General features: G+C 34.7%; 21 protein-coding genes and 1 pseudogene. 4 read left to right on the forward strand and 18 right to left on the reverse strand.

Features of this window, described 5'->3' with window-relative positions; all coding sequences use genetic code 11:
- Nucleotides 1-10 precede the first annotated feature (10 nt).
- Nucleotides 11-196 (reverse strand): hypothetical protein, encoded by a 186-nt coding sequence (locus FYJ79_RS08370; protein ID WP_154516771.1) that lies wholly within the window; start codon nt 194-196, stop codon nt 11-13.
- A 185-nt stretch (nt 197-381) separates the two neighbouring features.
- On the opposite strand from FYJ79_RS08370, the gene FYJ79_RS08375 reads away from it, so the two are divergent.
- Nucleotides 382-870: an NUDIX domain-containing protein gene (locus tag FYJ79_RS08375; RefSeq protein WP_154516774.1), complete on the forward strand. Its 489-nt coding sequence runs from the start codon at nt 382-384 to the stop codon at nt 868-870.
- Between the two features lie 32 nt (nt 871-902).
- Here FYJ79_RS08375 and FYJ79_RS08380 read toward each other — a convergent pair whose 3' ends face one another.
- From FYJ79_RS08380 to FYJ79_RS08390, 3 genes are all read right to left on the reverse strand, one after another.
- Nucleotides 903-1,568, reverse strand: a complete 666-nt coding sequence (locus FYJ79_RS08380; protein ID WP_154516777.1) for a YggS family pyridoxal phosphate-dependent enzyme — start codon at nt 1,566-1,568, stop codon at nt 903-905.
- Nucleotides 1,569-1,594: 26 nt separating this feature from the next.
- Nucleotides 1,595-2,434 carry a pyridoxamine kinase gene (locus FYJ79_RS08385; protein ID WP_326803628.1) on the reverse strand — a complete coding sequence of 280 codons (840 nt, stop codon included), beginning with the start codon at nt 2,432-2,434 and terminating at the stop codon, nt 1,595-1,597.
- A gap of 160 nt (nt 2,435-2,594) precedes the next feature.
- Nucleotides 2,595-2,885 carry a HigA family addiction module antitoxin gene (locus FYJ79_RS08390; RefSeq protein WP_154516780.1) on the reverse strand — a complete coding sequence of 97 codons (291 nt, stop codon included), beginning with the start codon at nt 2,883-2,885 and terminating at the stop codon, nt 2,595-2,597.
- A 301-nt stretch (nt 2,886-3,186) separates the two neighbouring features.
- On the opposite strand from FYJ79_RS08390, the gene FYJ79_RS08395 reads away from it, so the two are divergent.
- Nucleotides 3,187-4,560 (forward strand): MATE family efflux transporter, encoded by a 1,374-nt coding sequence (locus FYJ79_RS08395; RefSeq protein WP_154516784.1) that lies wholly within the window; start codon nt 3,187-3,189, stop codon nt 4,558-4,560.
- Nucleotides 4,561-4,716: 156 nt separating this feature from the next.
- On the opposite strand, the gene FYJ79_RS08400 is transcribed toward FYJ79_RS08395, so the two are convergent.
- The 9 genes from FYJ79_RS08400 to FYJ79_RS08440 all read right to left on the reverse strand — a co-directional run bounded on the left by FYJ79_RS08400 (nt 4,717) and on the right by FYJ79_RS08440 (nt 15,923).
- The gene (locus FYJ79_RS08400; RefSeq protein WP_154516788.1) at nt 4,717-5,265 is read right to left on the reverse strand and encodes a LemA family protein; all 549 of its coding nucleotides are present in this window, start codon (nt 5,263-5,265) and stop codon (nt 4,717-4,719) included.
- Nucleotides 5,266-5,364: 99 nt separating this feature from the next.
- Entirely contained in the window at nt 5,365-5,691 is a 327-nt protein-coding gene (locus FYJ79_RS08405) for a sortase (RefSeq protein ID WP_154516791.1), read from the reverse strand.
- A gap of 84 nt (nt 5,692-5,775) precedes the next feature.
- Nucleotides 5,776-6,096, reverse strand: coding sequence for a hypothetical protein (locus tag FYJ79_RS08410; protein ID WP_154516794.1), 321 nt, complete (start codon nt 6,094-6,096; stop codon nt 5,776-5,778).
- Between the two features lie 210 nt (nt 6,097-6,306).
- Nucleotides 6,307-9,501, reverse strand: coding sequence for a carbamoyl-phosphate synthase large subunit (gene carB / locus FYJ79_RS08415; protein ID WP_154516797.1), 3,195 nt, complete (start codon nt 9,499-9,501; stop codon nt 6,307-6,309).
- Nucleotides 9,494-10,570, reverse strand: a complete 1,077-nt coding sequence (locus FYJ79_RS08420; protein ID WP_154516800.1) for a carbamoyl phosphate synthase small subunit — start codon at nt 10,568-10,570, stop codon at nt 9,494-9,496. Before FYJ79_RS08420 ends, carB begins: the two co-directional genes overlap by 8 nt.
- A 593-nt stretch (nt 10,571-11,163) precedes the next feature.
- On the reverse strand, nt 11,164-13,884 hold the full coding sequence (gene mngB / locus FYJ79_RS08425; RefSeq protein WP_154516805.1) for a mannosylglycerate hydrolase: 2,721 nt from the start codon (nt 13,882-13,884) through the stop codon (nt 11,164-11,166).
- A 53-nt stretch (nt 13,885-13,937) separates the two neighbouring features.
- A complete protein-coding gene (locus FYJ79_RS08430) occupies nt 13,938-15,038 on the reverse strand; it encodes a PTS fructose transporter subunit IIC (RefSeq protein ID WP_154516808.1) in 1,101 nt (366 codons plus the stop codon).
- A 101-nt stretch (nt 15,039-15,139) separates the two neighbouring features.
- The gene (locus tag FYJ79_RS08435) at nt 15,140-15,460 is read right to left on the reverse strand and encodes a PTS fructose transporter subunit IIB (protein ID WP_154516811.1); all 321 of its coding nucleotides are present in this window, start codon (nt 15,458-15,460) and stop codon (nt 15,140-15,142) included.
- Nucleotide 15,461: 1 nt separating this feature from the next.
- Nucleotides 15,462-15,923, reverse strand: a complete 462-nt coding sequence (locus tag FYJ79_RS08440) for a PTS sugar transporter subunit IIA (RefSeq protein WP_154516816.1) — start codon at nt 15,921-15,923, stop codon at nt 15,462-15,464.
- Between the two features lie 203 nt (nt 15,924-16,126).
- Between FYJ79_RS08440 and FYJ79_RS08445 the strand changes: the two genes are divergently transcribed.
- On the forward strand, nt 16,127-18,046 hold the full coding sequence (locus tag FYJ79_RS08445) for a BglG family transcription antiterminator (RefSeq protein ID WP_195837051.1): 1,920 nt from the start codon (nt 16,127-16,129) through the stop codon (nt 18,044-18,046).
- Between the two features lie 148 nt (nt 18,047-18,194).
- Here the strand turns inward: FYJ79_RS08445 and FYJ79_RS12760 are convergent, their stop codons facing one another.
- From FYJ79_RS12760 to FYJ79_RS08470, 5 genes are all read right to left on the reverse strand, one after another.
- Nucleotides 18,195-18,677 carry a Fic family protein gene (locus tag FYJ79_RS12760; protein WP_326803636.1) on the reverse strand — a complete coding sequence of 161 codons (483 nt, stop codon included), beginning with the start codon at nt 18,675-18,677 and terminating at the stop codon, nt 18,195-18,197.
- 355 nt (nt 18,678-19,032) lie between these two features.
- A complete protein-coding gene (locus FYJ79_RS08455) occupies nt 19,033-19,875 on the reverse strand; it encodes an SAM hydrolase/SAM-dependent halogenase family protein (protein WP_195837052.1) in 843 nt (280 codons plus the stop codon).
- 105 nt (nt 19,876-19,980) lie between these two features.
- Nucleotides 19,981-21,648 carry a hypothetical protein gene (locus FYJ79_RS08460; RefSeq protein WP_229771421.1) on the reverse strand — a complete coding sequence of 556 codons (1,668 nt, stop codon included), beginning with the start codon at nt 21,646-21,648 and terminating at the stop codon, nt 19,981-19,983.
- 122 nt (nt 21,649-21,770) lie between these two features.
- Nucleotides 21,771-22,973 carry a threonine ammonia-lyase gene (gene ilvA, locus FYJ79_RS08465; RefSeq protein WP_033163306.1) on the reverse strand — a complete coding sequence of 401 codons (1,203 nt, stop codon included), beginning with the start codon at nt 22,971-22,973 and terminating at the stop codon, nt 21,771-21,773.
- 168 nt (nt 22,974-23,141) lie between these two features.
- Nucleotides 23,142-23,324: a DUF4250 domain-containing protein gene (locus FYJ79_RS08470; protein ID WP_033163305.1), complete on the reverse strand. Its 183-nt coding sequence runs from the start codon at nt 23,322-23,324 to the stop codon at nt 23,142-23,144.
- Nucleotides 23,325-23,736: 412 nt separating this feature from the next.
- Here FYJ79_RS08470 and FYJ79_RS08475 point away from each other — a divergent pair.
- Nucleotides 23,737-23,958 (forward strand): annotated as a pseudogene (locus FYJ79_RS08475) (IS1634 family transposase); the annotation flags it as partial.

Here is a 23,958-nt window from a genome sequence, read left to right on the forward strand (position 1 = left end):
AATCATATGCTTATGAATTCATGATATTTCTCATTGTTTCATAAAGTAATTTTGCTTTTTGATCAGAAAAAGAACGGCCATTATTCTTCCATCCACGATAAGTAGAATAATTCACACCAGCCTTTTCACAAATCACACGCATATTAAAAAAAACACATTTACGACTTACAATATCCTTATAATTCATTTTATCCACAGCTTGATAACTCCTTCACATTTACTACATTCTTGCGTTATGGCATATGTATATTAAACGATAAAATGTGTAAAGTCAACTACTATTTTACTACATAGATGTTGAAAAGATGTTGTTTGTCCAACATGATATGGATTTACAAGATTGTTTTCCTACGCTACAATGAGGGCATTGAGGTGAGATGTATGTATTGTAGTACTTGTGGAACGAAATTGATTATGAAGCGTGATGGGATTGATGGCTTTGTGCCTTTCTGTATGCATTGTCATACCTTCAAATATCCAACATTTAACGATGCTATTTCGTCCGTTATCTTTTCGCCTGATAAAAAAGAAATTCTCTTGATTCAGCAGTATGGTCGTAAAGATAATGTCTTAGTAGCTGGTTATGTGACGAAAGGTGAAAACCTCGAAACAACACTTAAAAGAGAGATTGAAGAAGAAGTTCATTTAGAAATAGAACGCTTCATGTACAACGATAATCAGTATTATGAACGTACAAACACATTAATCACAAACTTCATGGCTGTTGCCAAAGATAAGAATTTTAAGCTTACTGGAGAAGTTGATCAGGCCCAGTGGTTTAGTGTTGAAGATGCACTAAAATATATTAAGCCTAATAGCCTAGCTCAGCACTATCTCAAAGAAGCTATTTGTAAGATCGATCGATTATAGTATCGGTCTATTTTTATGTAAAAAGATGAAGATTATTCATCTTCATCCTTAAAGAGTGCATGGCCAATTCTTACCATCGTGCTACCTTCTTCAATAGCAACCTTGTAATCATGACTCATACCCATTGATAATTCTGTTAAATGAGCTTGTGGATATGTTTTCGCAAGTTCTTCTAAGAGTAATCTTGTTTCTTTGAAATAAGGACGGCATGCTTCTACATCAATATTTGGAGCCATCATCATCAGTCCTCTTACCTCAATATGAGGCTTTGTGAGGGCATAGGCCATAACTTCCTGCATTTCTTCTTTCTTAAAGCCATGTTTGCTTTCTTCATTCGCAATATTGACTTGAAGAAGAACGGCCATGACAAGATTATGTTTTGCAGCCTGTTTTTCTATTTCATCAATCAGTTTTCTATTTGCGACAGAATGAATCATATCCACCTGATCAATAATATATTTTACTTTATTTGTCTGTAAAGTGCCAATGAAATGCCAATGGGCTTTCCCTTTATAGACTTCTTTCTTCTTCAAGAAATCTTGTACACGATTTTCTCCAAAGATTGTTACACCATTAGCTTCTAACTTTGCCATTTCATCAGCCGTTGTGTACTTTGTAGCGGCAACTAAGGTTGCTGGTTTTACAGCTTCAACAATACGTCTTGTTGCTGCTTCATCACATTTAAGATTGTAGTTCATATTTTATCACCCAATCCATTATAGCACTACTGTGCATCTTTTAAAGCTTTGACTAAATCTGGAATTGTTGCTTCAAAGTCCACGCCATACCAAGGCTTCTTTGGATTCTCAAGTGTCTTCTTGATTGTCAGTGCCGTATAGTCAGCAGCTACTGCCAATGCATCACGAATGCTTAAGCCATTCATATAAGCCCCAACAGCGACTGAAGAGAAGATATCGCCTGTACCATGATACTTCGCTCCGACAATATCATTCTGATAGCTAAAGTATTCCTTTTTAACTGTATCATAACCCATAATACCTGTCTTACCTTCAGATAATGATACCCCCGTTAAGACAACAATCTTAGAACCAAGCTTTGCGAGTTTATCTAAAAGATCTTTGATATAAGCTTCATCATATTCTTCTTTATATTCTGTATCCGTCATAAAGCATGCTTCAGTAATATTAGGCACAATAATATCAGCTAAACCACATAATTTCGCATTAGCTTTGACATAATCCATATCAAAGTTAGGATATAGCTTACCATTATCTGCCATAACTGGATCAATAAAGATAATATTGTCTTTTGTCTTAAACATGTTGAAGATTTTTTCCATATGATGGATTTCTTCAACACTTCCTAAATAACCTGTATAAATAGCATCAAACTGTACATCCTGACTCTTCCAATGCTGGGTAATTGGATCAAGCTGGTCACTTAAGTCTTTATATGTAAAGTCTTTGAACATTGTATGTGTTGATAATACAGCAGTTGGTAGAATAACAGCTTCATTGCCTGTAGCCGATATAAGTGGTAATGCGACTGTTAAAGAACACTTACCTAAACATGAAATATCCTGAATCGTTAATACTCTTTTCACTTTTTTCACTCTCCCTTTTGCCCACCATTATAACCTATTAAAATACTAATGAATATGGAAATTATTATAAAAGTTTGTTTATATTCTTAATAGGGAAAATCTATTGACAAATGAAACCCCCTATAATTTAGTGTCTTCCATCAACAATAGCCACTAAATCCTAATCATTTCTCAATTCTTGATTTGACGCAAACTCAGCAGTAATTATGTCAAATGAATGTTGAAGATTAAGCCAATATTCCGCACTTGTTCCAAGCAGGCACGATAACTTTGATGCCATATCAATAGATAAGCTTTGTTCACCACTTATAAGAAGGCTAAGATCTTCATTTGTGATTCCAAGTCTTTTCGTAAAGTCTTCTTGGGTTAATTCGCTTTCTTCTAATAATTCCTCAAGATAATATCCAGAATGAAAAGCCATTTTGTCATTATATGTAATAGTGTTACTCATCTTGTTAGCCTCCATAATTTTGTTTTGCCTATTATATGTATTCATTTAAAGGTTAGATAATATTATTTATTGTTCTTTTCATAAATCAGCTTTCTAGTACTTTTATATTATTATAGGCTGTTAAGTGCGTCAATTTTTATTGCATTATTGGCAATATTCTTGCCTTGACATTAAGATTACATATGTTATGCTTTTAATGTCATCGGAGGGTGAATTGTTTTAAGAAACAATAGCTGGATAAGATGGTAGACAGAAATGTCTGCTTTCTTGTCCAGCTTTTATTTTTAAGGAGGAGGATATTATGACGAAACAAACATCATTTACCCAAGGTAAAATCTTACAACCTCTTATTTTCTTTGCGTTTCCTGTTTTATTAGCGTTGTTCTTACAAGCGATGTATGGAGCTGTAGACTTATTGATCGTAGGGAAGTTTGCCTCATCAGTCGATGTTTCAGCCGTTTCAACAGGTTCACAGATCATGGTCACATTGACGAATTTAGTCAGCAGTTTTGCCATGGGCTTAACGATTCTTCTTGGCCAACAGATTGGTCGTGGTGAGAAAGAAGCTGGTGATAAGAGTGTTGGTACGGGTATTATATTCTTTATCATTATTGCGGTCATTATGTCCATTGCCATGCTTTTCTTAACTCCACAGTTAAGTAGCTTAATGAATGCCCCTCAGGAAGCATTCGATAAGACGGTTGCCTATTTGAGGATTTGTGGAGGCGGTATGGTTGTGATTGTGGCTTATAATCTTATTGGCTGTATATTTAGAGGGCTTGGTGATTCTAAGACACCATTAATCACTGTTGCGATTGCTTGTGTGTTTAATATTGTTGGTGATTTGATTTTATGTGCCATCTTTGAAATGGGAACAGAAGGGGCTGCTATAGCGACTGTTTTTGCTCAGGTTATCAGTGTTCTTATTTCACTTCACTTGATTCGTCGAAAAGAACTCCCTTTTACTTTGCATCGTAAGCATCTCAAAATAGATCAGCAAATCTTATCAAAAATCATTAGTTTTGGTGCACCTATAGCCTTACAAGATCTTCTTGTCAGCATATCTTTTCTCATCATCTTAGCCATTGTCAATGCTATGGGTGTAACAGCATCCGCTGGTGTTGGTGTTGCAGAAAAGGTATGTGCCTTTATCATGTTGATTTCTTCGGCCTTCATGCAATCAATGTCTGCTTTTGTTGCACAGAATTATGGTGCAGGCTTAATGATAAGAGCACGCAAGGCTCTTCATTATGGCGTTGTTGTTTCTTTTAGTATTGGCATTGGCATGTTTGTTTTAACTTATTTCCACGGCAATATGCTTGCAAGTATTTTCTCATCAGATCATAAAGTTATTTTTGCAGCTACCGACTATCTTAAAGCCTATGCGATTGATTGTCTCTTTACATCAATCTTCTTCTGTTATACAGGATTCTATAATGGTATCGGGAAGACGAAGTTCGTTATGATACAAGGAATACTAGGTGCTTTCTTAGTTAGAGTCCCTGTCTCTTATTTCATGAGTATTCAGCCCCATCCTAGTCTTTTCCACATTGGTTTAGCTACACCTTTTTCATCCATTCTTGAACTTAGCCTTTGTCTAGGGTATATGATTTATTTGAAGAAAAGCGGTATGTTGGAAGATGTAAAAAGTAGAAGCTATAAGCATAAAGTATAGATTGATAAACAATATAAAAAAGCATCAGGTAACTATATTAATATGGTTGGCTTTTATAAATGTAACATATTTTATGTTACATTTATAAAACAAAGCATTTGTGCCTTTATTTCAACAAAAAACATCCATCTACAGAAATTGTAGATGGATATTTCTTTAGAACTGTACTTTTGGTACTTCTTTGTCTGCTTCGTCAACTTCAAAGAATGGCATAGGTTTAAAGCCACCCATATTCGCAATGATATTACTTGGGAACATTTCGCACTTATTCTTAAATGTATTCACAGCATCATTATAGAACTGACGGGCATACTGGATTTTATTTTCAGTATCACGTAAGTCATTTTGTAATGAAGTAAAGTTCTGGTTAGCCTTTAAGTCAGGATAAGCTTCAGCCACCGCAAAGAGTCTTCCTAGTGCTCTTGTGAGTTCTCCACTAGATGCCATTTGTGCTTCTGGTGTTGAGGCATTTGTGAAAGCATTACGGGCAGCCATGACCTTCTCAAGTGTTTCACTTTCATGCTTAGCATAGCCTTTGACTGTTTCTACTAAGTTAGGAATAAGATCAGCTCTACGCTTTAACACAACCGATACCTGACTCCAGGCATTCTCACATTTATTTCTTAATTTGACCAAGCTATTATATGTTGTAATAGCCCATATAACGATTAAAGCGATAATAACGCCGGCAATAATAAAGCCCATAAATAGACCTCCTTTGATTTGGTAATCCTATTATACATGAATATATCCTAAAAACATAGTCAACGTCAAAAAGAGAGAAACAATATCATTACTTCTCTCTTATGTATTAACTTGGTGACAACGTAATGTAAAACGGCTTGTCCTAGAATATGTGCATGTAAATAGACTTAAATCATAGCCACTATCCGTCATTTCATTAACTTGTGTAGGTTGTAGTACTTCTGTTTTTTCTACAAGATAGTTAATTTTAGCACCGGATGCATTGATAAAACATAAGCTATCGCCCTTCTTTAAAGTTTTCAAATAGGAAAAATGACGACGATAATTATGTCCGGTAATGACCCAGTTATGATCTAACTGAGTGCCTGCGTAAGTACATGGTGTTAAGCGTAATTGTTTAAATTGCCAGTTTTTCGCTACAGGCAATATGAGCTTTAATTCTAGTACAACAAGATAACCAAGATATTCAACACCATCAATTAGAGACCTAAAAAAACTGTTATTTCAATATTAATCAACAATATCTTTAGTAATGTAATCTTCAATCACGAAATCATTATTATTTATTTCTTCTAATTTTTGAATTATTTTCTTTATTATCTCAACCATCTCTTTGTGTGCTGCTTTATATTCATCCTCATTAAAAGTACATGCATTATCATTTTCATCAAATGAATAAAAAGAATCATATAGTTTTCTTGCTTGTTCATTTAATCGTTGAAGTTCTTCATTATTATCGATTAATGGATATTTTCTTCTTATATATCCATCTTCGTCATATATCCATATAGGCCCATGAAGATATTCGTTCATTAATTTTATCGTATACATTATAAATCATCCTTTCTTATTGGGTACGCAGTGACAATAAAGCCGTTAGAACCAATCCCTGTCATTATATAATAGTTGCCCTTATACTCATAGCATCTTTCATACCCCCACTTTCCCTTGATTATGTCTACAAGTAATAAGTGCATACTTATATTTTCCCTTTCATGAAAAAATAAAAAGACAACAGCGATTAACTGTTGTCTGGATGAATTATAATTTTGCGATATCTACTAGTGATGTAGAACCATTATGCTTTTTCTCAAGTGAATTGATTAAAGCCTGGGCTGTATCAAGAGATGTATAGATTGGAATACCTGCTTCAACCGCAAATCTTCTGATCACAAAGCCATCTTTAAGATTACTATTACGGGTTGGGATATCGATGACAAGATCGACTGTATCCGTCAACATGAGATCAAAGATTGTATTTGTTTTCTCGGTAATACGGTTAACGAAATGACATGGTACATCATGTGCTTTTAAGAATTCATATGTACCCTTAGTCGCATAAAGATCATAACCAAACATATAATACTGTTTCGCAATTGGTAGGAATTCTTCTTTGCTGGAATCCTTAACTGTACAGATAATATTCTTTTTCTTTGGAAGATCGATACCTGTACCAATGAATGCTTTATACATTGCTTCATCAGGATCCTTAGAAATACCAAGGACTTCACCTGTTGATTTCATTTCAGGACCTAAGCTGATTTCTGCGCCTGTAATCTTTTCGAATGAGAAGACTGGCATCTTTACGGCAACCGTATCTTTTTCAGGTACTAAGCCATAGGAATAACCTTGTTCAGGAATTGAATGTCCCATGATAGCTTTTGTTGCGACTTTGACAATTGGGATACCTGTAACCTTAGAGATATATGGGATAGTACGTGAAGATCTTGGGTTAACTTCAATGACATAAACTTCATCTTCATAGACAATGAACTGAATATTGATTAAGCCTACGACATGTAAAGCTTTCGCAAGTCTTTCAGTATATTCACAAATAGTATGCTGGACTTCTTTCTTAAGCTTCTGTGGTGGGTAGACAGAAATAGAGTCACCTGAGTGTACACCTGCTCTTTCAACATGTTCCATGATACCTGGAATCAGTACGCCTGTACCATCACAGATGGCATCGACTTCACATTCTTTACCACTTAAGTATTTATCAATCAGGATTGGATGTTCCTGGAACTGTTCATTAATATGACCAATGAATTTCTTGACATCACCATCATTTAAAGCAATTTCCATCCCTGCCCCACCAAGTACATAACTTGGACGAACTAAGACTGGATAGCCAATCTTATTGGCAGCAGCAATAGCTTCATCAACAGTGAAGACTGTATCACCTCTAGGTCGATCGATATGACACTTTTCAAGTATTTCATCGAAACGTTCTCTGTCTTCAGCAGCATCAACATCATCAGCTGAAGTACCAAGAATCTTGACACCCATATTCATTAAGTCCTGAGTAAGCTTAATCGCAGTCTGACCACCAAACTGGACAATGGCACCATCAGGTTTCTCTAAATCAACAATTTCTCTCACATCTTCTGCTGTTAATGGTTCAAAATATAAGCGATCCGCAATATCAAAGTCTGTTGAAACAGTTTCTGGATTATTGTTGACGATGATTGTTTCATAGCCTGCTTCCTTTAATGCCCATACGCAATGTACGCTACAGAAGTCAAATTCAATACCCTGACCAATTCTAATTGGACCTGAGCCAAGGACCATAACTTTCTTTTTGTTTTCATCTGGCGCAATTTCATGTTCACCACCAAATACAGAATAGAAATATGGTGTTTCTGCTGCGAATTCAGCTGCACATGTATCAACTGTCTTAAAGGCAGCAGTGATATTGTTTTCTAGTCTTAACTGTCTAATACGTTCAGACTTCATGCCTGAGAGTTCAGAAATAACACGGTCTGGGAATTCTCTTTCTTTGGCTTCTTTGAGAAGTTCGATTGTGAGTGGTTCACTTCTTAGTCTTTCTTCAATTTGTACTAAATGTCTGATCTTATCGATGAACCATACATCAATCATTGTAATTTCATGGATTTCCTGTACAGAAATACCTTTTCTCAGTGATTCCGCAATCACGAATAATCTCTGATCATCAACATCTTTCAGCTTTCTTCTTAAATAGATCGTATCTTTGTCTTTTAAATTATCAAGATTGAGATAGAAGACATTCTGTTCAAGTGAACGTAAAGCCTTCATGAGTGCTCCTTCAAAGTTATTGCAGATAGCCATAACTTCACCCGTAGCTTTCATCTGTGTACCGAGTTTTCTTGAAGCATCATAGAATTTATCAAATGGCCATTTAGGAATCTTACATACAATATAGTCAAGAGCTGGTTCGAATGAAGCATATGTCTTACCAGTAACGGCATTCTTGATTTCATCCAATGTATATCCTAAGGCAATCTTAGCTGCAAGTTTCGCAATAGGATAACCTGTTGCTTTTGAAGCAAGGGCTGAAGAACGGGATACACGTGGGTTAACTTCAATAACGCAATATTCGAAGCTATATGGATTTAAGGCATACTGGACATTACAGCCACCTTCAATACCTAACGCTGTAATAATATTAAGGGCTGAGCTTCTAAGCATCTGATATTCACGATCACCAAGTGTCTGAGAAGGCGCCACAACAACAGAGTCACCAGTATGAACACCAACTGGGTCAATATTTTCCATATTACATACAGTAATACAGTTACCCGCATGGTCACGCATAACTTCATATTCAATTTCTTTCCAACCGGCAATAGACTTTTCAATAAGCACCTGGCTTACTCTTGAAAGTCTTAAACCATTTGAACAGATATCATGGAGTTCTTTTTCATTATGGGCAATACCTCCACCTGTTCCACCAAGTGTATAAGCAGGTCTTACAACAACTGGATAACCAATTTCACGAGCATATTCTAATGCATCTTCTACATAGTTTACTGTCTTTGATGGAGCAATTGGTTCCTGAATACGTTCCATTAATTCTTTGAATAATTCACGGTCTTCTGCTTCTTTAATAGTGGCACAGTTAGTCCCAATTGTCTTGACATTATGTGCTTCTAAGAAACCTTCATCATCTAATGCCATCGCAATATTTAAAGCATTCTGTCCACCCAATGTTGGAAGAATAGAATCTGGTTTTTCAACTTCAATTAAGTGTTTTACTGTTGGTACAGTTAAGGGTTCAATATATACATGATCAGCAATATCTTTATCTGTCATGATTGTTGCAGGGTTTGAGTTAATAAGAACAACTTCTATTCCCTCTTCTTTTAATGCACGACATGCCTGTGTGCCGGCATAGTCGAATTCAGCTGCCTGACCAATGATGATTGGTCCTGAACCGATAACGAGTACTTTATGGATATCTTTTCTTTTAGGCATTTTTATGACCTCCCATCATTTTAATAAATTCATCAAATAAATATGCAGTATCATGAGGACCTGCTGAAGCCTCTGGATGGAACTGTACAGTACGGATATTTTCATTGATATATTCCATACCTTCAATAGTGCCATCATTGACATTAGTGAACCAAACCTTGGCTACTTCTGGATCAATAGAATCTTCTTTAATGACATAGTTGTGGTTTTGAGTAGAGATATAAACTCTACCTGTATGAGCATCACGTACTGGATGGTTCGCACCATGATGACCAAACTTCAATTTCTCTGTCTTGAAGTCATGAGCAAGGGCCATAAGCTGATGACCTAGGCAAATCGCAAAGATTGGCATACCACTTGCAGCTAATTCCTTAATTTCCTTTACAATTTCAACATTTTCAGCTGGGTCACCAGGACCATTAGAAAGCATAATACCATCATAGTTACCATTGATGATTTCACTAGCTGGTGTACTAGCTGGCACAACAGTTACTTCACATCCACGTTTCACTAACTCCTTGGCAATATTACGCTTTGCCCCAAAGTCATATAAGGCAACATGGAAATCACCTCTACCTAGCTTATAAGGTGCATCACATGTACATCTCTGTACAACACCTTCTACCTTGAAGGCTTTAATCTTATCAAGTACTTCATCAACATTATATTTCTGTGTTGTAATCATACCGTTCATACAACCATGTTGACGAATAATCTTTGTAATAGCACGTGTATCAACACCTTGAATACCAGGAATGTTATTTTCAATCATATAATCATTCAAATTCATATTCATTCTGAAGTTCGAACCTAAACGAGATAATTCATGAACTACAAATCCCTCTACAAATGGATGTGCTGCTTCCTGGTCCTTATAACTTACACCATAGTTACCAATAAGTGGGTATGTCATTACAACACTCTGTCCTGCATAACTAGGATCAGTCAGGATTTCTGTATATCCTGTCATTGATGTGTTGAAAACAAATTCACTAATAACTTCTTTTTCAGCACCAAAGCTCACACCTTCAAATACATGTCCATCTTCCAATATCAAATAAGCTTTCATCAATAGCCCTCCTTTACTTTTCTAAAAAAAAGACATATCAGTAAATGATATGTCTTAATTATGAAAATAGAAAAATGAAAATAAAGACCCCTGTAGAATATTAGCCGAAATCTTAGGTTTTTCCGTGCAAAATACGTACATGTCTTAAGTTCCTTTCTTTCATTTGTCACTAGTATATGCGAAATATCATGACATTTCAAGTTATATTTCATATCATTCCTCACTCATCATAAAAGAATGCAGATTGATATGCAAGAATCTCCCCAATTATTCTAAAAGATTTCAAGAATATAACCACCAATATTTAAAACATGTGATTTATTTATAGATTACATTCGCATTTTCATTGTCAGTTTGATAATTTTTAAGATTATAACTAATAAAATATAGACAATTGATTAGTTTTTCGGAGTATATTTCGGAACACTTGAACCTTTTACATTCTTTCAGGGCTATGACCAGTAAAATTAAGAAAAATGCTCAATTAAAGAAATATAAATCCAAAATATAATCCCAAAAGATGCTCATAACTAATTATTAAAAAAGATAGGATTATTGCAATAAAGTTGTTTGCAGATCCTATCTCTAATGAATTAATCTAGTTCAACATAAATTGTGACAAACTTACAATGTGATAAAGGTTTAATTGAAAGCGTATGATCATCTGCTTCAATATGACCTTCATATTCTTCTTTTAAATTTGTATAATAAGCTTTCTTTATTCTCTTTGAGAATACGAGCTGATCACTAATATCCTGATGGAATTTGCCATTGTAAAGTCTAATAATATAGGCATTTTTATCTTCGGCTTTCTTGATTGCACTCACAACCAGGTTGTTTTCTGTAGTAAATAGTGAATATGTATTACTCTTGTCCCCTTCTACTTCCATTTGTGAGAATATTAATCTTCCATTTAAGAATTCAGCATATTCTCTTGCGATAATAGGCGTATTATATGCTTTTGCGAGATTTGCAATATTTGCATCATTGAAATCTCCATCAAATGTCATAAAACCAAATGTGAAATCTAGAGACTTCTGTAATTCAGCATCTTTTGTTTCAATAATACGTTCACCACTAGCTCTTCCTGGACGATAAATGAGATTCTCTTTTCCCATAAATGAATATGTTCTAAAGAGTGTTAAACGAATTGAATGGTTATCGATGACTTCATATTCACGTACACCTTGTGGTATTAATGCAATACCTCTAGTTTCATCACTTAAACTTACAAAACTCTGTGTAGGTTCAATTGAGATAGGAGGTTCTTGCCAGGCAGTTTGACTTTGTTGGAAGTTAAGTGGGACTGCATTATTAACTGTTTCTTTTGCAGTCTTTGATTTTTCAAGTGCTTCATTATAAAGTGCCATTTCTTTTGTATGAACATTTTCTCTTTGAATAACACCAAATTGTTCATCCGCAAAATTAACCTTTGAAATCAATTGGGCATCAAATACAATACATAGACGATGAGACTTACCAACATTATCAACATGAACCTTAAAATCGATAACTGGTGAACCTTTACGTAAAGCAACTGTCATTGTAATTGGTAATTCTAAAGAGCGTTGGCCAAGTGCACGTTCTTCTAAATCACAAGGAATTGGCATCTTATAGACTGCTTTGAGAGATGCATATATATCCGATTTATTTGCATGACTTTCTACTAGATGATCTTTTGAATATGTAATTAAATCCTGATGTGCTGGTGAATAGTTAAACGAGTCTCCACCATCACCATTTTCTTCTAAAATAGCTTGATTTTTATAAACATGACCATTTCTCTTATCAGTAATTGTAAGGGTGCCATCATCTTCAAGATGAATTGAATAGTATTCATTTTCAATATCATTAGTATCTTCCAATACTTTGTTTGATGAACATGTAAAGTCAAGAGTATACTGTTCATAACCCATAGCTGGGAGATTATGTGCTGATATAGCAACAGTAGCTTCTATTACCTTTTCTGGAACATAGAATTGTTTGCTTGGATTAAGCTTTATTGTTTGTGATAATACATAGTCTGTCAGATCTCTAGATTCAATTATTGTATAATCCACATTATTGCCATGAGCATCTTTTAAAGCAAATGTTGTTCCTGGAAGGTACAGTTTTGCGATAACAACATCATTTCTTTTTGTTGGTAAGGTATTAAACATTGTAATCGTCATATCAGCATTATTCTTCACACTTGTTGAGATGAGTCTTGTATGTAATTCGACAAGCGCTTCAGCAATGTCTCTAATTTGTTTATAACGCATATAAACATCTTCATTGGCTGTATCTGAAATACAAGAGCCAATAGAATCATGAGCAGCATTTTCAAAGAATAATTTCCAGATTGTTTCCATAGGCCCATGTGGATACTCATTACCCAATGAATAAGACATTGTAAGAAGTGGTTCTAATACATTCGCGACATAATTCTGTAGCTTTGTATTAAGTGCTTTTAAATCTGAACGTGAAGAAAAAATAGATTTATGAACACGACTATGTTTACCAAGAATCAGTTCACCTTCAACTTCTTCTAGTTCAGGATGAGCCTTTTTCACATCCTTAATATAATCCTCAATACAACTTATTACGTATGCATTTTCAGGATCTGCTTCTTGTTGCTTTTTCACTAAATCAACAAGATTCTTTCTAATTGGTGCCTGATCGAAGCCATTAGGAAAATAGATATTATCTGTAGCACCAGTGCCAGCTTTCTTTAAGCACTCGTTCTGCCAGAACTTTTTCGCATCTTCTTCATCTTCTGGAATATTACCACCAATGTAATAACCATATGGAATCTGTGTCACGAATACTTCACTTCCATCATGACCACGCCATTTATAGTCTGTATGCTTAACCATATCATTAGTAACACCACGCCAGAATAATGTATCTTTAATACCAAATTGGTTATAGATTTGTGGCATATTACCTGACATGCCAAATGAATCTGGTACATAACCAACATTCATATAAGGACCATATTTTAAACATGTCTTCATTCCATAATACATATTTCTTACTATTGACTCTGCAGAAATAAGCATCAGATCACTTTGTGTATACCATGGCCCAATAATCAAACGATGAGCCTGGACAAGTCGTTTGATTCTATTTTCATCTTCTGGTCTCCATTTAATGTAGTCATCCAATAATGATCCCTGTGCATCAAGCATAAAGTATTTAAATTCAGGATCATTTTCCAATGTCTCTAAAACATCCCCTAAGTCTTTCATAAGATATACTTTAGAACGAGAAGTCGTAAAATACCATTCACGATCCCAATGAAAATGTGGTACAACATGTATTTTCTTTGCCATAAAATGTTCCTCCTTAGTGAAAAGCAAGAAGGTTAATCCTTCTTGCTTTTGTTTTATTCAAATGAGATATCAATATCGTCTTCAGTCATCGTTTCATCTTCAGCTTCAGGGTCAACACTAAAGTCAGCAACCATAGGAGCTACTAAAGCGATAAAGAGTGCACCTACAAGCATACCTACTAAGTAAGCCCAGCCATTACCAATTGTAATAAAGCCATAAATACCACCAACTGGAGGGATTGAAGCTTTAGCACCAAGTAAGCATGTTACTGCAGCACCAAGTGCACCACCAATCATATTTACAGGAACAAGACGAGAAGCTTTGACTAATGTGAATGGGATAGCACCTTCAGTAATACCAACAAATCCCATTACCCAGTTACCTTTACCAGCATCCTTGAATGATTCTGAATAACGTGAGCTTCTAATAACTGTTGAAATAGCATAAGCTAATGGTGGAATACAAATTGCACAGTTGATATAAACATTTGGTTGATAGATCTTTTCAGTTAATAAAACGTTACCTGCCATCCAAGCTGCTTTATTGATAGGACCACCCATATCAGAAGCAATCATAGCACCTAACACAATAGCTAAGACAAGCTGGTTCGTTCCAGACTTACTCATTGTACGAATCCAAGAAATTAATGCAGTATTAAGCATTGATAATGGTGTATTAAGAATAACCCCCATTACTAATGCAATAACAATAGTAGCAAAGAATGGTAAAATAACTAATGGCATCATTGATTTAAATGAATCAGGTAAATTAAAGTGCTTTTTGCACCATCTTACTGTATAACCAGCTAAGAAACCGGCAATAACAGCTCCCAAGAAACCTTCCTGATAATTAGAAGCAATAGCACCACCAATTAAACCAGCACCAATTGCAGGCTTTTCAGCAATTGAATACGCAATGAATCCAGCTAATACTGTATTAACTAAGCCAATACCTGTCCAACCAACTTGTTGAATCTGATATAATACATGGTAAAATCCTGTAGACTTAGCATATGGATCTAAGCTTGATACACCAGTACATAAAGCAATAATTAATGGAATAGCAACAACTAAAGAAGCACCAATAATAAGTGGTAACATGTAGCCAATACCTGTCATCAAATGACCTTTGGCTTCACTAAAAAACTTTTTCATAAATTTCCTCTCCTCAATATAATATTTTTACTATATAATGAGAGTGCGTACTCACTATACAGTATGTAGTCATAGGGCTGGGCCATAGTCCTATGATTTTTTTATTGTTTTTTTGCTTCGACAGCCTTAGCACATTTCTTTAAAACAGCTTCAGGTGCCTTAATGCAAGTTGTAATATTGACACGAATCACAGGTTTTCCTTTAAAACGATCCATGCCTTCGATATGCTGATCTGAAGCAATCAATACAAAGTCAGCAGCCTGCGCTTCTTCATTTGTAATTTTATTGACCTGTCCCATGGAACCCTGCTGTTCCATTTTGACATCAAAGCCAATCTTTTTGCCAGCTTTTTCCAATGCCTTAGCAGCCATTGGAGTGTGTGCTAAGCCAGCTGGACATGCTGATACACCAACAACTTTCATATTAATTTTCCTCCTTCATAATTTTTAATATAAAACGTGTTAATTCGTTTTTATCATTTGATGAGATAACTGTATTTTTGAAATCATCCTCTAATAAAGCTGTCGCAAGTGAAGAAATCATCTTCAAATGGACATCGCCTGCACTCTTTTCAGGTACAAGTAATGCGAAAATATATTTAACAGGTTGATCATCTAGGGTCTGCCACTCAATACTGTTTTTATTACGTAAATACATAACTGTAACTTTCTTTACATTATTAGTTCTTGCATGGGGAATTGCGAATCCATCTTGCAAGCCTGTTGAGAATTCTTTTTCTCTTTCAAGAAAGTCATGATAGAGGGCATCGGCATCATCAGTGATATCGAGTTCTTGAGCTTTCGTACTAATAAACTTAAGAATGCCGTCTTTATCTTTTTCATCAACATTTAGAAAGACTGTATTTTCATTTAATAAATCATTCATGCTTTTTGCCACCTCCCTTTGACACCATTAAGTATAAGCGTTCGTAAAATCTTTCTCAATTTATGCAATTTCCACTTGTTTCGGAAATAGAAAGCCCTTACATGTAAGCCTTTTCCACTTCAAAATGGAAATAGCTTTGATTGTTTATTTTGCTGATTGCGTTAATATTAATAATAAGGATGATTATAGAAAGGAGGATATTCATGTTTAACTATAAGCGGCTTGAAGATATTTTTAATTATATTCGTAGTAATGAGTATACAAGCATTGCTAAACTCACTAGTCTCTTTAAAGTATCCGATCGGACTATTCGCAGTGACATTAATAACCTAAATGATGTTTTACAGGGCGCAAGTATTCAATTAAAGAGAAGAACAGGCTATTACTTACAAATAGATAATGAACAAGAATTCAATGCATTCCTAAATACTATTTCAAAAAGAGAATCTGACACAAAAGATCTAGATTCAAGCCAGGATAGAATGCGTTATATCCTCACTACCTTACTCTATTCGCACGATTACATACCAACTGAAGATTTGTCTGATGCAGTATTTGTTTCTAAGAATACTTTTTCAAATTATATAAAAGCTATCAAGAAACTACTCACCCAATACAACTTAGAATATATTGTTAAACCTGGTGTTGGTGTAAAAGTTATCGGAAATGAATCGGATAAGAGAGAATGTATTATCAATGAAATCCATCCCTTAAGTGAATACTCAACAATATCAATGCTCACAAAAGAAGAGAAGGTCTACTTTAATGATGTTGAGGTTAATGCAATAATTCCCATCCTTATATCCGTCTTTAAAAAGCATCATGTAGAGACTGATGATTATAGACTAAAAAACCTTACTATCTATTTCGCATTAATGATTTCAAGAATACTCAATGATGATTATATAAGCGCAATAAATTCAACACAAATTCCAAAAGATATTAAAGAAATTGTTGATGAAATATGTGATAAGATTAGTGACTATTATGATATAACAATTACCCATGGAGAAAAGCTTTATATTTCCATACATTTAATTACGAATGTGAAATATAATGATAATTCAGTTGATGACTATGCCATCAATCAACTTATAGATACTTTTCTTGATGGTATTTATAAGGGTTATAACTTTGATTTAAGAAATGATCAAATTCTTAGAAATGATCTTTATAACCATCTTCGTACATCCATGTCCATGATGGAACTTCATCTTGAAAACAAGAATCCATTACTCAACACAATAAAAGCGAATTATCCATTACCATTCGAAATAGCGAAAACAATACTTAAACAGTCATCTAGTTCATTATCTTTTCCTGAAGATGATATTGGCTATATCGCATTACATATTGGAGCAGCAATAGAGCGCTGTTTTTCAGGATCAATTAAAAAGAAATCTATTTACTTAGTATGTGGGTCTGGCCAAGCAACATCACGTATGCTTGAAGCTCGTCTACAAAATGTATTCGGAAGAAAGCTATCAATCGTAAAGAAGCTATCTCTCATTGACTATCTCAATCTTACTGAGGATGATTTTAAAGAAATTGATTGTGTTATTTCAACAGTCCCTCTTGAACAAACATATGTTCCTACGATAACTGTAGACTTTTCATTAAACCAGCAGGATATCGAAACAGTATCTCGTCTTATTACTTCAATTGATCAGAATAAGTCAGATAAAATTAAAAAATTCTTTGATTCATCTCTCTTTATTCACAAAAAGAAAGCCACATCAAAGAAAGCTTTATTAGATGAACTCAATAGCATGCTACTTAAAGAAGGTATAGTTGATGAGCATTATATTGATTCAGTCTATAAGAGAGAAGAGCTCTCAAACACCAACATGAATGAAGTATTTGCATTACCTCATCCATTAGATGTTATTGCGAAGAAAACAAAAGTTGCAGTCGCAATACTGGATGAACCTCTTCTTTGGCACAATGAAGAAACAGTACGCATCATATTCCTACTTGCAATAAAAAGAGGAGATAGCCTTAATATGGAACATCTTTATGATGTATTCATTGAACTTGTCAACAATCCTAAGTTCCAACAAGAAATCATGCATTCAAACACATACACTTCATTCATCGCTTCACTTATACAACACGTCCAGTAAGAACAACACATAAATTTAATTCCTCATTTCTTAAACACTTATAACATTCAAAAGTACCCTAAAGTCCTTTATTTACAAGGAATTATGGGTACTTTTTCTTTTCTTAAATTGTGGTAATTCTTTTAACTTAGTGAATCTCAAACTTTATTTAACATCCCAATATCCATACCTTTTTTCCGCCAATACGTTCAATTTTCTCATACTTTTGTAATTCTTTCATTTTTCGTTGAAGCGTACGGTAAGGAATATTGAGCTTTTTTAATAATGCTTTTTGCGTGATGCTAGGTTCCTTTTTTAGTAATGCAAGTATTTCTCTTTCCAAAACGCCATCCAATGCGCCATTATCTTGGTGTATTGGCGCATTAGAATCTCCCACATTTCCAACAACACGCGTCTCTTTTAGCGTATCTAGAATAATCTCTAACATGAGTTCTACAAAAGTACTACTATCAACTTCCATATCCGATTTACCAAGAGCATCGTAGTATACTTGTTGTCTGGTACGAATCAGTTCTTCAATTGGTAGCCAATAAAACAATGCATTCCATTTTCCAAGAAGCATACTGTGCCACATTCTTCCCATGCGCCCGTTTCCATCAGCAAATGGGTGAATGAATTGTTTGTATTCTATTGGCTTTTCTTAGGTGTGGGTTCATATTACCGTGGGATAAAACATTAATCCGACCAATCTGTTCACTGATATCTGCAAGCAGATTTATGATTTTATCTGTAATATGGAATGGTGGCTTATATTCACTCATACTTCTCATTTCCCCTTCTGCATCTTTTATACTGCTACATTTTCTTAAACACTTCACTTGTTTAAAAGTGTTCGTTACTCCTTTATTTATAAGGAAATAATAGTACTTTCTCTTTTCTTAAATTGTGGTAATTTTTTTAAGACTCTAGTAAATCTAATATGAATAAAGGCAAAATGTATATGTCTATTTTGCCTTTTGTTTATTGATGTTGTAAAGATAGAATTGTTAGTCATCTTTGTCTTTAGTAATGATGACTTCATATTCTTTACCCATATCTATAAGTGGGTATTTGTCTAGCAGTGAGCCTTGGTTGACATCAAGCGACATAAAGCCTGATGAACCAGGATAGAGTATTGGCTTGCCTATTGGGACAAAGCCAAATGCTTTATTATATTCAACAATATCATGATAGACAACATGCTTTTCTCTTGTAATGACTATTTGTACATGATCCCCAAAATTAAAATCACAGTTATCAAAATCTCTATTCTTAATATTGAATTCTATACCACCAAAATGCTTATTTTCCATCATGACAAAGCCTTGTACTTTGTTTTTTTCTAGTTTTGGCTGAATATTATATTCTTCACATTCAATAATCTCACTTATATCATATTCATGACCTATTTCTTCAAACTTCTTTTGTCCACTTGCCAACAATGCTGCAACATAAGCAAACTTATCCCTGCCATCAAAGACAGAACCTGCTCCTCTTAAATCAAAAGAGTCATCAATTTCTCTGACACTGCCGACATGTTTCTTCATATGCGTAAGTGTTCCATTATCAGGAGTAATGATAATTTGACCTCCATGCATTTTCGCAATAGCTGCTTTTCTTGGTGTTCCAACACCAGGATCAACAACTGATACAGCAATTGTATTGGCTGGCCAATATGGTAATACTTGTCTTAAAAAATAACTTGCGATAAATGTATTAAACTTTGGTATATCATGACAGATATCAATAATTTCTAATTCTGGATCAACAGTTTTAATAACACCTTTCATTGATGCAACAGCACCCCATGTGAGTGAAAAGTCTGATTGTAATAATATGGCTGGTTTCAAGAAAATCACCTCTAGTACTATTGTAAGTCTTTCTATTTTAGAAGAAAAGAAAAACAAGCATTCATAAAAAAGCATTGAACGTATTAACGAACAATGCTTTGTATGTTAATTCTTTTTGATTGATTTAATGATCTGAATATCATCACTCTTGAGATATTCTATCTCATACTTATCACCAGTATGCATGAAAGCTAAAATGTCTTCATTGGTATTTGTGGCTTCAATCTTGTAGCGTAAGCCTTTGTCATCCACAATATAGGCTTTTGTCTTGCCATCTATTGTCATAAAGTTCACTGAATTAACAACGATTGTTGCTTTGGAGAGTTTACCTTTAACACTTTCACCAGATTCTCCAGCAAGATTCGCAATATACTGCTTTTTCAACAAGTCAAGATTGTTGTAGCTATCAGCTGAAACAACAGTGACGCTTTGATAGTCCTTTGCATCAACCATCGCATACATCTTCACTAAGCCACCTGAGTCTTTGAGTGAAAGTAAGTAGACTGGATGTCCTGCGACATTGACGAGAAGTGGGAATGTGGCATCATAGCCATAGTTCTTGACTTCACCTTCTGCTGAAGCCATTGCGGCTTGTTCATCTGCCCCTGAGCAGGCAAATTTTAATGTCCGATGCGTTCTTAAGTTTGTCAGTACAAATCCTAAATTAGATGTGTCTTTGTTGGCGGAAGTAATACCTGAATAGATCCAGATATCACCATCTTTTTCTAGATAGTTATAGCCATCACTTGTCACTGTTACATTCTTTTGACCAATAATAGAATTAAGGAAACCATTCTTTAATGAACCATTATCATCAACTTCATTCATAATAAGACTTTCTGGATAAATACGATCAACCCATTTAGGAAAATGACCAACATCATATTTCTTACTATCACCAGTAATTGGATCAAAGAGTACCATACCATTTACATATTGCTTTGAATTAACACCATAATATCCATATGTTGTACATATATAATAAGGATGACCCTTCTCATCTATTTCAAATGATGGTGTTCCAAAGATCTTTGTTGGATATTTGAGTTGAAGACGGCGTTGTAAGTTTTCTCCAAAATAGGCAGATGGTACATATTTCATACCATCCAGACCGAGATCTTTGAGTTTGACGAGCTGGGTTTTCCCATTCGTGCTATTGACAATGATGTAGGCAGGAATGCCTTCTGATCGATTAGTGAAATATTTGAAGAAACCGGCATATTCTAATGGTGTAACACGGTAGACGGAATTCTTGTAGGAGATTTGTGTATATTCATCAGAGACTTCGAACTGGCTGACAAGTTCAGGCATATCACCCATAACTTTGTCACCAAGCTTTTCTGTCGATTTACGATCAAGAATCGGTGTCTTTGTGAAGTCAACATCATGAATAGTCTTATTACTGAATTCTACTTGTTCAACATTGATACGTTTTGAATAGAGTTTGGCATGGAATATCTTAGATGAAAAGAGAAAGCCAAGTGCTCCACCTACAATAAGCAGGAATACAAGTGAAACGAGTACTTTTTGTATTTTTGAAATGATGACTGAATTCGCAAGTGTACGAATATAGAGGGTATAGAGAAAGAGAAGTACAAGCAATGAAACAATAAACCAAAGACCTGTAAAAGACTGGATATTGAGTGTTGGATGTACAAAGAAGTAATAAAGTAGGATGACGACCAAGAGTATAATGCCAACAATAATCTTATGGCTCTTCTTGATATGTTTTGGGAAAGGTATGTTGCTGAGATAATCAAATATACGATTCATAATATATCCTCCTGACTACAGTATACATTGAACATCAAAGAAAAGCTATGTTCTTATGCATTTAGGAATGGTTTATGTAAAATATTTTAGACTAAAAGAAAAGCTATGTCCGAAGACATAGCCTAGTTAATTCTTGTAATTTTATAACCGTCTTTCATGAAGGCATCAATGATCTGTGCAATATGCTTTTCACCATTCGTTTCACAAGTCACACGTAATTCCACTTCACCAAAGTCTTCAAAGTTTCTAAACTGGTTGTGGTCAACCGCAATAACATTCGCATTACATGAAGCAAGCACTTGGGCAACATAAACAAGTTGTCCTGGTTTATCTGGGAGCTGTACTGAGAATGAGAAGATACGTCCTCTTTCAATTAAGCCCTTGTTGATCATTGAAGAGATACTTCTTACATCAATATTACCACCTGATACAAGACAAACAACTTTCTTATTCTTAAGATTGAGCTTCTTTAATGCAGCAAGAGGAAGAATACCTGAGTTTTCTGCTACCAGTTTATGTTTTTCCACCATTACCAAGAATGCTTTCATTAATTCATAATCTGATACAGTAATAATACCATCAACATATTCCTTAATATATTCAAATGGTAACTTACCAATTGTCTTTACAGCTGTACCATCCGCAATAGTATTAGCTTCTTTTAAAGAAACAACTCTATCTTCATTAATAGCTGCCAAAGCACTTGCTGCACCTTCTGGTTCAACACCAATAATCTTAATACGAGGATTGATAGATTTGGCTGCAGCTGCAACACCGGAAATCAATCCTCCACCACCTACTGGTACAAGAATTACATCAGTGTCAGGTAATTCCTCTAGGATTTCTAAGGCAATTGTGCCCTGTCCTTCAATAACATCTTCATCATCAAATGGATGAACCAATGTATAGCCATTCTTTTTCACTAGTTCCATACATTTATTGTAGGCATCATCATAGACTTCGCCATGTAAGACAACTTCTGCGCCAAGTTTTTCTGTGTTTTCAACCTTAATAAGTGGCGTATGAGCTGGCATACAGATGACTGCCTTGGCACCTAATTCTCTAGCTGCATAGGCAACACCCTGGGCATGGTTACCTGCTGAAGCAGCAATAAGTCCCTTTGCTTTTTCTTCTTCGGATAACTTTCTAATCTTGTTGTATGCTCCACGTATCTTAAAAGCGCCAGTCTTCTGTAAGTTTTCTGGCTTAATATACACTTGATTACGACATTCTGTTGAGAATGGTTCACTATAAATGAGCGGAGTAGGTGTGATGACTTCATCAACACGTTCTTTCGCTGCTTTAAAATCTTCTAACTTAAGCATTCACAAATCCTCCATAATTATGCCTCATATTATAGCACTATCATCCCAATATTTATATTACTTTTGTAGGAAATCCACAAAGTACAATACAATTCTTTTCACTAAACCAAACTTTTTACATAATAAAAAAGAGCTTCATCTCTCTTGAAGCCCTTCTTTAAGTTTATATTACTTAAACTGGTTAAGTTCTGGATCATATGTGTAATCGATTGATAGTGCTTTTAAGATTAACTCATCATCTTTTACATCATAGTCATCACAAAGTGCATCTAATGAATCGTATTCGTCTCTTAATTTAGTGTTTAAGAAAGAAACAAGTACATGTGCATCTGTTGGCAACTTCTTCTCCATAAATATGCCTCCTATAACAATCCAACAATGATTCTCATGAGCAAACATAATATATCAACTTTGTCCCAATTAATCAATACTTTTTTCATTATTGATATTTCACAGCTTAAAGACGAAGTGATATATTACCATTCCCCTTCCGTTAATATAATATGTCATCAATACATCTTTGTAAAGTACTTGTTTACACAACAATAATAAAATAAATATAATTCTATTATTTTTTATATGATGGGGAACTTCTCTCAGTTAACCTCGGGAGTTTGACAGTTGTCTCTATTTTTTCACTAACCAAATCGCTCAAAACGTTGATTATATCAATGCTTTTGAGTTTTTTTATTGTCAAATTTGCGAAATTATATGTAGTAATACGTAGGAATATATGATATAATAGCTGCAGGAGGTGATGCCTATGAAACTGACTTTTTCAAAATCTAAGAACTCTACATCACTTTACATCCAGAAATCATTTAGAAAGAACGGCAAATCAACTTCAAAGATAGTAAGGAAACTAGGAACTATGGAAGAGCTTCTTCCTCAGCACAATAACAGCGAGGAGGAAGTCATAGCCTGGGGAAAAAAGATTGCCAAGAAGATGACGGAGGAAGAAAAAAGAGATAAGGACATTGTCCTT

This window comes from Sharpea porci (assembly GCF_009695655.1).
In the GTDB taxonomy this organism is placed as follows: domain Bacteria; phylum Bacillota_I; class Bacilli_A; order Erysipelotrichales; family Coprobacillaceae; genus Sharpea; species Sharpea porci.